General features: G+C 36.5%; 14 protein-coding genes and 1 pseudogene. 8 read left to right on the top strand and 7 right to left on the bottom strand.

What is annotated here, in order from left to right; all coding sequences use genetic code 11:
- Positions 1-35: 35 nt before the first annotated feature.
- Complete coding sequence (locus A8L44_RS03140) at positions 36-722, bottom strand: GNAT family N-acetyltransferase (RefSeq protein WP_066101372.1); 687 nt, start codon at positions 720-722, stop codon at positions 36-38.
- 170 nt (positions 723-892) lie between these two features.
- Between A8L44_RS03140 and A8L44_RS03135 the strand changes: the two genes are divergently transcribed.
- A complete protein-coding gene (locus tag A8L44_RS03135; protein ID WP_066101369.1) occupies positions 893-1,051 on the top strand; it encodes a YjcZ family sporulation protein in 159 nt (52 codons plus the stop codon).
- Positions 1,052-1,239: 188 nt separating this feature from the next.
- Positions 1,240-1,497: a stage VI sporulation protein F gene (locus tag A8L44_RS03130; RefSeq protein ID WP_066101365.1), complete on the top strand. Its 258-nt coding sequence runs from the start codon at positions 1,240-1,242 to the stop codon at positions 1,495-1,497.
- Positions 1,498-1,565: 68 nt separating this feature from the next.
- On the opposite strand, the gene A8L44_RS03125 is transcribed toward A8L44_RS03130, so the two are convergent.
- Complete coding sequence (locus tag A8L44_RS03125; protein ID WP_066101363.1) at positions 1,566-3,878, bottom strand: UvrD-helicase domain-containing protein; 2,313 nt, start codon at positions 3,876-3,878, stop codon at positions 1,566-1,568.
- A gap of 155 nt (positions 3,879-4,033) precedes the next feature.
- Between A8L44_RS03125 and A8L44_RS03120 the strand changes: the two genes are divergently transcribed.
- Positions 4,034-4,321 carry a hypothetical protein gene (locus A8L44_RS03120; RefSeq protein ID WP_066101360.1) on the top strand — a complete coding sequence of 96 codons (288 nt, stop codon included), beginning with the start codon at positions 4,034-4,036 and terminating at the stop codon, positions 4,319-4,321.
- 110 nt (positions 4,322-4,431) lie between these two features.
- Here the strand turns inward: A8L44_RS03120 and A8L44_RS03115 are convergent, their stop codons facing one another.
- The 3 genes from A8L44_RS03115 to A8L44_RS03105 form a co-directional block, all read right to left on the bottom strand.
- On the bottom strand, positions 4,432-4,857 hold the full coding sequence (locus A8L44_RS03115) for a GNAT family N-acetyltransferase (protein ID WP_066101357.1): 426 nt from the start codon (positions 4,855-4,857) through the stop codon (positions 4,432-4,434).
- 5 nt (positions 4,858-4,862) lie between these two features.
- Positions 4,863-5,378: a 2'-5' RNA ligase family protein gene (locus A8L44_RS03110; protein ID WP_066101354.1), complete on the bottom strand. Its 516-nt coding sequence runs from the start codon at positions 5,376-5,378 to the stop codon at positions 4,863-4,865.
- A 78-nt stretch (positions 5,379-5,456) separates the two neighbouring features.
- On the bottom strand, positions 5,457-6,188 hold the full coding sequence (locus A8L44_RS03105) for an alpha/beta hydrolase (RefSeq protein ID WP_066101351.1): 732 nt from the start codon (positions 6,186-6,188) through the stop codon (positions 5,457-5,459).
- Between the two features lie 135 nt (positions 6,189-6,323).
- Between A8L44_RS03105 and A8L44_RS03100 the strand changes: the two genes are divergently transcribed.
- Complete coding sequence (locus tag A8L44_RS03100) at positions 6,324-6,884, top strand: phosphatidylglycerophosphatase A family protein (RefSeq protein WP_077247956.1); 561 nt, start codon at positions 6,324-6,326, stop codon at positions 6,882-6,884.
- 30 nt (positions 6,885-6,914) lie between these two features.
- On the opposite strand, the gene A8L44_RS03095 is transcribed toward A8L44_RS03100, so the two are convergent.
- A complete protein-coding gene (locus A8L44_RS03095) occupies positions 6,915-7,130 on the bottom strand; it encodes a hypothetical protein (RefSeq protein WP_066101348.1) in 216 nt (71 codons plus the stop codon).
- A gap of 226 nt (positions 7,131-7,356) precedes the next feature.
- Between A8L44_RS03095 and A8L44_RS03090 the strand changes: the two genes are divergently transcribed.
- The 3 genes and pseudogenes from A8L44_RS03090 to A8L44_RS03080 form a co-directional block, all read left to right on the top strand.
- A complete protein-coding gene (locus A8L44_RS03090) occupies positions 7,357-7,836 on the top strand; it encodes a spore coat protein (RefSeq protein ID WP_066101343.1) in 480 nt (159 codons plus the stop codon).
- Between the two features lie 74 nt (positions 7,837-7,910).
- Positions 7,911-8,585 carry an SOS response-associated peptidase gene (locus tag A8L44_RS03085; protein WP_066101340.1) on the top strand — a complete coding sequence of 225 codons (675 nt, stop codon included), beginning with the start codon at positions 7,911-7,913 and terminating at the stop codon, positions 8,583-8,585.
- A gap of 553 nt (positions 8,586-9,138) precedes the next feature.
- Positions 9,139-9,321, top strand: a pseudogene (locus tag A8L44_RS03080) (KGG domain-containing protein); the annotation flags it as partial.
- Between the two features lie 63 nt (positions 9,322-9,384).
- Here the strand turns inward: A8L44_RS03080 and A8L44_RS03075 are convergent.
- Positions 9,385-10,149, bottom strand: a complete 765-nt coding sequence (locus tag A8L44_RS03075; RefSeq protein ID WP_066101333.1) for a YqcI/YcgG family protein — start codon at positions 10,147-10,149, stop codon at positions 9,385-9,387.
- A 171-nt stretch (positions 10,150-10,320) separates the two neighbouring features.
- On the opposite strand from A8L44_RS03075, the gene A8L44_RS03070 reads away from it, so the two are divergent.
- Positions 10,321-11,214, top strand: coding sequence for an ATP-grasp domain-containing protein (locus A8L44_RS03070; RefSeq protein WP_066101330.1), 894 nt, complete (start codon positions 10,321-10,323; stop codon positions 11,212-11,214).

Here is an 11,214-nt window from a genome sequence, read left to right as displayed (position 1 = left end):
CACCTATGCCCCCAAAGAACCCTTTTTTGTTTCCGCTATTGGATGGTTTCCGAAATATTCCTCTGAGACGTTATGCATTCATCAAGTACAGCTAAGGAAATTTTATTCATTTTATGATATTTTTCATGATAGATTGCTGTAACAACTTGATCATAATTAATATCTTCTCCGCGAGTTAACTTTTTAAATGCGAGATATAAAGGCACCGGAGTTTGTCCAGTATATAGTGGTGGTTGGACATACTGGTATCCTTTTATAGGTGAAAAGCCAAGATGGTTAAAGAATTGAAGGCGATTTATGGTTTCTTTGTATTCTTCTTCGTTTTGCGCATCAATTTCTCTTTCAGTTTCGAGGAAGATTCCCTTTAAGGATGGGTACCCAGCATGTACGGCATCTTCTTTAAGTAGTTTCTCCATTTTTAAAAGTGTTTGTTTCCCTAAGCCTTTCCCACGTTCTTTCGGATCGGCTGCTATATAAACAATATAACCGCTATTTACTTGAGCTAAATAATGGGCAGTTGAGAAACAGATTACTTTATCGTCTACGATTCCAACTAAAAAATGGAAATTATTTGGTGTGTTTTTCTCATGTTGTCTGATGGACTCGTAAAATACGCATTCATCTTCACGCACGTATTCAGGAAAACAATCATGATATAAAGATAATGCTTTCCTTAATAGTTCATCCTCTAATTCTGTTACTTCTTTCCACTCTATAGCCATGTGTATGACTCCTTACTGTTTTCTTTTAGTGTAAAAGATATATTTACAGTAATTCAAGGTATTATTGCCGATTTTAATATTTGGGTATTCTTATATGGAGATTAGCCCAAACCGAGGAAACACTTTTAACATATGTTATGAGTGTACTAAGCGAAAGCGAGGTGACTTACATGTTTGGTTGTTATGGATACGGCGGCGGCGGAAGCAGCTGCGGTGGCGGCTATGGATACGGCGGTGGTGGTAGCTACGGCGGTGGCTACGGTTCTACTTTCGTACTAATCGTTGTACTATTTATCTTGTTAATTATTGTTGGCGCTAGCTTCTGCTAATAATAATTGAAATGCATAGAAGAGACCTAAAACCTCTTCTATGCCCTACTGTTAATTAAGTATTTACAATTAGTAAATGAAAGAAAGGGATTTCAGTCTATACTGAATCCCTTTTTTGCATGGAGAAATGAGTCTCACCTTTCCTATTTTCTTTCATATGATAGCAGTAACGATAAGGAGGCTGAATTATGGATAATGGATTCTTTAAAAATATGGAAAAGAAAACAGGCGTAAATATGAAAGATGTAATGGAGCTGGCTAATTCCTTACAAAATGCAAATTTTAAAGATGAAAAAACAGTCCGCAACGTCATTAAGAGGGTTTCGCAAATTGCAAACAAGCCTGTACCGAAGGATGTAGAGGACCAGTTGGTACAATCAATCATTAAGGATGGGAAATCATTAGATTTTAATACAATTGCCAATATGATGAATAATAAAAAATGAGTAAAGGAGCCACCTTTACATATGAAGAACATTTGATTTGACTCAAACTGCCGATCTGTATTACTCGGTTATTTGGTAATCAATTCTTCTTTGTAAGAGGGCTCCCCTTTTAAAATCGTTAAGAAACGGGAAGATCTTGCCCGTTTTGAACGTCTATTTTCCGGTATGGAAATATATAATCCCGAGCATGCGCGTGTTACCGCTACATATAATAACCGTCTTTCTTCCTCCATAGGTTTCCTGTCACCGTCACGCCAAGATTCCAGAGCATAATCGTGAGGCATGTTTCCGTCTACGCAGCCAAGAATATAAACATATTTATATTCAAGTCCTTTTGAACGATGGATGGTGCTCAGCTGAATAGCATTTATTGTTTTTTTAGACATTGATTTAATCTCTTTTGACATGGCTGTCATATGATCCGCATGAAGAATAAATTCCAGCACTGTATCAAAGCGTCTTGCAGCAATTTTCACATCCTTGATATCGTCCGACCCTTTGTCCATTTTATTGCCTTCATTCCCCCGCTTTTTGAGGTAGGCCCCAAAACCGAGTTCTTTTTCTATCATCTCGATAGCAGTTGATGGAGACAAATCCTTAAGTGAATGGATGACAGAGACAGCTTTATCTATTGCTCGCATTTGGAACGGTTTTAAATTATTGAGGAATCGAAGTGCCTCGAGCAAAGTGCAATCATTCAGGATGGATAGAGCTTTAGCATCCTGGACTGCCGACTTTTTCAAATATAGCGGCGGTAATAAATCCTGTAGCATTCCCGGATCATCTGGATTTATACTTGCTTTCATAAAGGCCAAAATACTGCGCACAGTCTTTCTTGTATAAAAGGAATCATAGTCAGAATCCACCCGAAATGGAAGACTTGAAGATGCAAGCTTTTCAAAAATAGCACGGCTCATTGTATTGGTACGATAAAGAATCGCAAAATCCTCTGGGTTTGCTCCATGCCTTATTTTTTCGGTTATGTCGGTCATAATCATGATTGCCTCAGATTCTTCATCAAATGGATAAAATAAAACCGGAGAAGGTGATTGATCATGTGTAGCCACCATTTTTTTTGGTGTTCTTGTTTTATTTTGAGAAACAATCTTGTTGGCTGTTTGAATGATTTTATGCCCAGAACGGTAATTAGCTGACAAGATTATGGTTTCGAGATAATCGTAGTCAAGCTTCAGGTTTTGTAAAAAGGCAGAATCACTGCCACGGAATGAATAAATGGCCTGATCATCGTCGCCTACAAAACATGCAGATTCTGCATTTGAAGCAAGCAGTCTAACAATCTCATATTGTACCTTATTAATATCTTGAAACTCATCGATTAGAAAGTGTTTGAACCGGTTTCGATAAAAATTAAGAATCTGTTCATTCTCTTTTAAAAGTTGATAACAGCCTGTTTGCATATCATCAAAATCGAATTTATTATTTATTTCTTTATATGATTCGTATTTTTTATAAAGCTCCTGGCAATTGACTTCCCAATCGTCAGCAGGATGAATATCCTGAGGAGATAATAAATCGTTTTTCCATCTGCTGATTTGCTGTAAGGCTTGATCAAATGCAAATTCCCGTTCATCGATTCCTAATTCTGAAGCTGCTATTTTTAGGACATATTCTTTCTCCCCATCAAATTTTATCAATTTACTTGAATGCCATTTTTGAGGTTCATGTTGTAAAAGAATTCGATAAAAAATGGAATGGAAGGTACCGGTAAATACATGCTGCAGCATAAAGGGAGTTACACCGGGCATTTGCTGTAGCCTGCTTTTCATCTCAGCAGCTGCTTTAGATGTAAACGTAACGAGCATCACCGATTTAGGATCCGTTTGTTTTTCTAATAGTAAAAAGGCTGTCCGAGCAGTCAAAACACGGGTTTTTCCACTGCCTGCTCCTGCAAGAACGAGTAAATGTCTTGCATCAGTTACGACAGCATTTGCTTGTTGATCGTCCAATAACCAGCCGTGGGCACTCAGAATGTCGATGAATGGATGATTGCTATTCACCCCAGGCAGATGTTTTTCATTATAGGATGGCAGACTTGTAATGGACTTTGGTCCTTGCCAGATAGTTTCATCAGAGCAATTGGTAATGGACCTGGATTGCGGTAAGCGAAATCCTCCGTATTCCACTGAAGCTTCATTCACTGCCGGATTCGTTTTCTCAGTTTTGTCCACACAAGGAGGACGTGAAGAATCACGATGAATAAAATATGGTTCTTCATGGATTCCAAGATACATATAAACAGGTTGACCACAATGATTACATTGAAGTTCACCATTTTTTCCAGCTTCATGAATACGAGCAAATGCCTCCTTGGGCCATGTGAGTAAAGAGATAGATTCGTTTTTCCAATTAGCTGTTTTCATCATATTCCTCATTTATATAAAAAATTTTAAAAACGACAGACAAATATCATCTTATCAAATCGAATCATATATTACAAAAGAGGATAGTAGTTTTATTCCCTTAAAAAGCGGGTAATAAAAGTAAAAAAAGGATAAAAAAGTGAGGTGGAAAAGAAATGGGGTACATAAGTCCAATCACGCAATACGAATACATACAGTACACGAACAGAACGATTGCAGCGGAGAAGCTGACTAAAAATATGATCTCGTGCTTTCAGCCTGTACAGCCAATCAGATTCCATCGCAAGAATGAAGAACGGGATTCATTTGACAGGGAAATCAATTCAGACGATTTTAGAGGTTCATCTAATCGCATTTACAAAAATTATGTGCCGACAGAAATAGTCAAAAAAACCGCTACTGAAATGACTGGGGTCGGTCAATTTATTAATGAAAGTATTTAAACCATACATTTAAAATCACTCTATACATATGGAAAGCAGCGTATTTTAATACGCTGCTTTCCTTTAATGTTTATGAGTATAAACACTTAAGACTGCAGTCGGCTGCAGTCTTAAATATGTTTCTTCATAGTGTGATGAGGGATGCCGGCATCTAAAAATTCATCGGATATAACTGAGTAACCGAGTTTTTCATAAAAAGGGATCGCCTGGTTTTGAGCATTTAATTTAAGGATCTCAATTTGTTTAGATAGGGCATATTGTTCTATGGCATTCATTAAATCTTTGCCCACCCCTTTTGAGCGGAAATCTGGTAAGATACAAATCCTTTCGACTTTTCCATAGCTATCAACCACCCTGAAGCGTCCGGCACCTATTGGATTACTTTCCTCATCTATTACGAGAAAATGTGTAGATTCCTCTTCTAAATGATCAATTTCTTCTTCTTCAGGTACATTTTGTTCATCTACAAAAACTTTAGTACGTACCGAAAATACCTGATCCAATTCTTCTTTTTCTGATACAATCTTGATGTTCATCGTGATCAGTTGTCCTTTCTTAATTGGTATGTTTCATATACTTTCCATGCCCCATTTTCAGTTTGATAGAGTAAATGGAAGTGATCAACTACTTCTTCGTGTTCGAATTTCATGAGACGCAGTTGTCCGAGAATATCGTTATGTTCCTTGTCAGATAAATCTTGACCAATAGTAATATGCGGAACAAATTTGTATTTTTTATCTTTGCCCAGAATATCATTATGGAAATCTTCGTGAAGTGCACTTAATTCGGCAGTAGGGTCAATTTTTAAATAAATCACATTATTGACTGGTTGGAAGGTGCTAACTTTTAAGACCTTTAATGTAAAAGGCTGGTGTTGGTTTGCAATCTCCTCGAGTTTAGCTGAAATTTCCTTGATTTGCTCATCTGTGGCTGTGAATTCAGATTTTAATGTGACATGAGGAGATATACGAGAGTAATGTGAGTCATAACGCTTTCTATATGAGTTTACAATGTCTTGCAAATTTTTTGAAGGGAAAATAGCAATTCCAAAATTCATGTAAGAACCCCCTGACTTATTTTGTAAAATTAGATATTACTTCATTATAGCAAATATTCAAAAAAATTTCCTTGCTAATTATGTCCTGTGAAAGAGCCAGGTAAGTGTCCTCTTCATATCTGACTGCCATGCCCTCCAGGTATGGTCTCCATCAATCTCTTCGTAAAAGAGCGAAAAGCCTTTGCTTTCAATAATCGAGTTAAGTTCCTGATTAGGTTGTACAAAATCTATGATCCCATCTTTAGATGTTTGTACTGTTGTTTCATTCTTTCCAATCGTATGGTAGATTTGCGTTAAATGCGGGAACTGAAAAGACTCCACTGCTGATAGTACGGACTCGTTTACAAGTGGGGAATGCAATGCAATCTTGCCGAATGTATTGGGATAATCCATAGCTGCCATTAATGAAACAGTAGCTGCCAGGGAGTCTCCGATTAGGGCGCGGCTCAGCCCCATTTGGTAGGTCGGATATTCGGCATCAATATATGGAACAAGTTCATGTGCAAGAAACCTTTTATAGGCAGTATGCTTCAGGCCGTCAGGATGATATTTATTCCAGCGATCTTCAACATTTTTATAAGGGACACCTATAATGATTATATTTTCTATTTCTTGCCTTTCTAAAAGCTCATCTGCAGCTCGTCCAATTTTGCCTAATTGGAAATAATCTTTACCATCCTGTGCAATCAGGACGGAATACTTATACAGATGGGAAAAGGCTGAAGGTAAATATACAAGGAGTTCGATTTCCTCATTTAATTCCTTGCTGTTAAAAGATATACCCTTAATTGTTCCGGCTTTTAATGCCAATGAGCTCACCCCCTGTTATTCTTTTCAGGTATATTTTAGCATACTCTAACTTGTATATAATAATCAGGAGATTTGTGATATTATGAAGATTCTGATGGTATAATGGATGAAAGTGTAAAAAGGAGTAATAGAGATATGATTAAAAAACGTGTACATAGTAAAACAGTGACAAATGCTGCTAAACTTGCCTTGCAAAGTCGAGGTGTTACACTTGAAGCAATCGCTGAAATTGTTTATGAAATGCAATTTCCTTATAATGATAATTTAACTCTGGATGAATGCATATATAGTATAGAACGTGTCCTGATGAAACGTGAAATTCAGCATGCCCTTCTTGTAGGTATTGAATTAGATCGATTAGCTGAAAAGGGCATGCTGTCAGAGCCATTGCAGTCTATTGTTGAGTCTGATGAGTCCTTATTTGGTGTGGATGAAACAATTGCCTTAGGAGCTGTGCTCGGTTATGGAAGTATTGGTGTGACAACATTTGGTCACCTGGATAAGAATAAATTGGGGATTATCCGATATTTAGATACGAAGAAAGAGGGAAGAGGCGTAAATACATTCCTTGATGATTTGGTCGCTGCAATTGCAGCAAGTGCTGCTTCCAGATTAGCTCATCGTCTGCGTGATAAAGAGGAATCCCTGTCCGAGGATGAAATTGAAGATATAGATCATGAAGAAATGATTGGCTAAGGGAAGGGGGGAAACCTCTTCTTTTTCTTTTTATGATGACCGCTGGGATTGATAAACGAGTTGGGTAGATAAGATTTGTTCCTTCTTAAATGTTCGATAGAGTTTGCGGTTAAAACAATAGGCACGAATCAGTTGCTCACCCATTGATTTAACCAGAATACGGCGTTTTGTAAAAATATTTTTATTCGAGACATAGATGATATCGATGGGAATTTGTTCTCTCATGCTCCTAAGTAAATCATTCATTTATCTTCACCTCCTATTTTCATTATATACGAACATACGTTTCTTATTCAACAAAAAAGAAACGTATGTTCGATGTTTGTTTTTGTTGAAGTTGTTAATCATCATTAAATAATCATCCGTTTAATGAACCTTGATAGTAGAAGATATTTACCAAGATAAAAAGAAGGAAAGAGACAAGCCTAGCAATCATATACTCTTTGTGAAGGAATGAAGGAGGGGAAGTTGTTTGGCTAATACACTTGCATATCATGAAACACTGGAATTGCATGAATTAGTAGCATTTGCATCAAATGCATTAGTAGGCTTGAAAATGAAGGTCAGAGATGTACCAAATCAGGAGTTGAAAAATCTATATTTGACTACAATTAAAGTTTTGGAAAGATATATTAAAGAGTTGCTGCAATACTTTCCAAGAGCACCGCAAAGGGAAGAGGATGAAAGAGAACAACCGGAAGCTAGCTTTTTTGCAGGGAATTTATTGGGATTAACAAAAACATTAATCCGGAATTATTCGATAGCCATCACTGAAACGGCTACTCCTGTTTTGAAAAAGACATTAACAAACCAACTAAACGGAATGATTGATTTGCATAGCCAGGTATTTAACTATATGTATAAGAATAATATGTATCCCGCATATGATTTAAGTGCTTTGATTAAAAACGATGTAAACAACGCTAATAGAGCAATTGCAAAAAAATATTGAAGGCTCTGGCACCTAGATGGGTGCCTTTTTGGTTCCTGAAATAAAACTGTTATAATGGCCATGAGGTGATACATATGTGTGGTAGATTTACGTTATTTTCAACGTTTGAAACGATTATTGAACGATTTCATATAGAGGCAGCCTTTGATGAGGCAGATTATCAAGTTAGTTATAATATTGCACCGTCTCAGAGAATTGTTGCCGTTATTAATGATGGATCCAAAAATCGCTTAGGTTATTTGAGGTGGGGATTGATTCCATCGTGGGCAAAGGATGAAAAAATAGGATATAAGCTGATCAATGCTCGATCAGAAACGCTTGCGGAAAAACCAAGTTTTCGGAAGGCATACCAAAATAAACGCTGTTTAATTGTGGCTGATTCCTATTATGAATGGAAGCAAACGCCTGAAAGAAAAATACCGATGCGGATTAAATTGAAAAGCGGAGAACCATTTGGATTGGCAGGTTTATGGGAATCATGGAATTCACCAGAAGGACAGGCCGTATGCACGTGTACCATTATTACAACGTCCTCCAATGAATTGATGTCTTCCATACATGACCGGATGCCAGTTATTCTTAACCCGGAAGATGAACAAAAGTGGCTGAATCCAAAGATTCATGATTCGCATTTACTAAAACAATATTTACGTCCGTTTAATCCTGAATTAATGGAAGCTTTTGAAGTAAGTGCTGATGTGAATTCACCCAAAAATAATTCGGAACACGTAATTCAAAGAATATGTTGATTATTATTTTTCTCGGCATTTATTAACGGAAATTTTCGTTTTCTGTGGAAATCCTTCAGATTATCTAAAACTCTGACGATTAGGTATTCGCCGTATAATCCCGTATTAAACCTTACTTTTAAAAAGGAGTTATTCGTTTCTTGTTAATAGGTGCTATTTTCATACTTCGATTTTTCAATTAACAACATTAGTAAAAATAAAAAAAGAATAATGACTACTATCATGTTTCCCTGACCTCCTTCAAATAGGTTGATTAACTTTTTCATTCAATATAGTAAACTACAGTACAATCATACTACTGTATGGTAAAAATTAGAATATGAGAAGTAGGAAAGGCAACATATTGATTACAAAATGGTAGTAAGAGAGATACTATGAAATGCTAGTATGATTTCAACGACTGAAACTATTATTTCGAATTTAAACATTAAGTTCGAATAACAAGAGAATAACAAAAAGGTTAAATGCGTGTAATTATGTTTTTATCTTTTAAAAGAGGATAAATATAGTAGTGTAAGCAACAAAATAATTTCTTAAAAAGGAGCGATTATTTATGGCAGACAAAATGTCTAGAGAAGAAGCAGGACGCAAAGGCGGAGAAGCTACAGCTAAAAATCATGATAAGGACTTCTACCAAGAAATTGGCGAAAAGGGTGGAGAAGCCACCAAGAAAAATCATGATAAAGACTTCTATAAAGAGATTGGTGAAAAAGGCGGTAAAGCCCGCGCAAACAACGATTAAACCTTCTTCAGAAATTAAAAAAAATACTATAAGCAATCAAGGAAAAACCATGCTGACTTAGCATGGTTTTTCCTTTTTCTGATTACCTTTACCAGATGATAATAGAGTATTCCTCATTGGACAAGTTCCTTTAATTGGATTGCAATCATCCGTAATTAAATACTGTTTCCATTCTCTCTTGGATAAATCCTCATAGCCGCCTAAATCTGGATGATACGGCATGTTTTCAATCTTCTCAACTTTTTTTCTAATAACCTCAATTGCTTTTCTGCCATGTGGAGTAGTATAAGACGTATCAGCAAAAATTCTCCTTGGCTGAAAAATCATGATTAGGCAATCCCCTAGATTTCGGGTAATACGGTTTTGGTAAAAAGGAGCATTGCCAGATACAAAGATAGGTTCCCCGTTGAAAACAAATTCCCAATGGGGATGATCTGGATCAATAGGAATATCATTGGACCATTCTTTATCATCCTGTTCGTGCAAATAGGATAAAACATTCCAAAAATAGGCGTTATAATAATCATAATCAAGATGCTGATGATTAAGTTCAGGCTCTACGAAAAGAACCAATGCATACCGAATAGATGGGTTCTCCCTTGAAAGCTTGAGAAATTCGTTCAGTGTTTGTGGAAGCTCAGAAAAATTATGATTCTCACAATACGTATAGCGCAGGAGGCCATCTCGCTCTGCTTTCATGCCAAAGTGACATGGAAATTGATTGTCACTGACGGTAGAACTCCAATAATCATAGGCCTCATTCAGCCACCTCGGAAGAAGATTCCCCTTTTTAAAATCGGATTTAATCAGTAAATGGTTCATATACTAAACTCCTTGACGTGATTTTACGTACGGATCAATTAGGGATTATTTCATCATATGAAAATGATTGGAATGGTTGCTTTGTTCGATTAGATTAATGATGAAATTCTTCAGCTCTCACTGGTTTGATATAATAAAACAAACGAATAAATAGTAAGGAGCATCCTCAATATGGAAAGAAAGTATGGATGGTTAATCTATAATGGGAGTTTGCTGTCTCCAAAATTTATGGAAATCCATGATTGGTATAAAGAGTCAGCTTCAAAAAAAGGAATCATTCTCGACTTAGTTAAAAATACAGAATTATTCTCTGTTATTGAAGGAAATCAAACCATTATTAAAAGTGAAAGACAGCATGCACGGCCGGATTTTATTTTGTTCTTGGATAAGGATATTCGTCTGGCAAATCAGTTGGAACAGATGGGTTATCGACTGTTTAACAAGGCTTCCGTGATTGAAGTGTGTGATAGCAAAATCATGACATTCCAGGCACTGGCTGATCATTCAATTAAATTACCGAAAACTATATTTTCCCCGCTGACTTTTACAAATACATTGGAAAAGGATCATTCATTTATTGAGTTTATTGAAAGGGAATTATCCTATCCGATTGTTATTAAAGAGGCCTACGGTTCTTTTGGTGAGCAGGTGTATCTGGTACAAACCCGTGAAGAATTGGAGAAAAAGAGAAAAGAACTACTTCAAATCCCACATCTTTATCAGGAATTCATTAAAAACAGTAAAGGCAGAGACGTAAGAGTTCATGTGGTAGGTGACAAAGTGGTGGCGTCTATGCTGCGAACTTCCGAAACAGATTTTAGAGCAAACGTGACAAATGGTGGGGTCATGCATGAATATGTTCTTCCGAAAGAATTTGAAGAACTGGCAATTAAGGCAAGTAAGATTATCGGAGCTGATTTTAGTGGAGTGGATCTTTTGTTTGGCGAAGAGGAAGAACCGATTCTTTGTGAAGTAAATTCAAATGCTCATATAAAAAATATCTATGATTGTACAGGTATTGATGTAACTGAGCATATCTTCGATTATATTTTGCGGATGGTGTGA

Origin of the sequence: Bacillus sp. FJAT-27986 (assembly GCF_001685035.1) — a bacterium.
In the GTDB taxonomy this organism is placed as follows: domain Bacteria; phylum Bacillota; class Bacilli; order Bacillales; family Pradoshiaceae; genus Pradoshia.
Note: the sequence above shows the minus strand (reverse complement) of the source record. Positions and strands in the feature narration are given on the sequence as shown.